The 240-nt window shown below is 61.7% G+C and carries 1 pseudogene; it reads right to left on the bottom strand.

Annotation, left to right across the window (positions count from 1 at the left end):
- Nucleotides 1-240 (bottom strand): annotated as a pseudogene (locus SB753_RS40825) (dGTP triphosphohydrolase); the annotation flags it as partial.

Here is a 240-nt window from a genome sequence, read left to right on the forward strand (position 1 = left end):
TGCCGGTACGACACGATGCGCGTGACGTTGTCGATCGAATCGATGTAGGTGCCCGACACATGCTCCGAAGTCGGATAGACGCCCGTCGCCGTGAACACGCCTTGCGTATGGTCGGCGTTGCCCGTGCGCCGTGCGAGCACCGCGCCGCTGTCGGAGATCACCGCGATTACGCCTTCACGTCCGATAGCCGCGTTGTTGTAGAAGTCGCTCGTGAAATAGCTCGGGTCTTCCGATACCACC

Source organism: Paraburkholderia sp. SIMBA_053 (assembly GCF_046534895.1).
Taxonomy (GTDB): domain Bacteria; phylum Pseudomonadota; class Gammaproteobacteria; order Burkholderiales; family Burkholderiaceae; genus Paraburkholderia; species Paraburkholderia caledonica.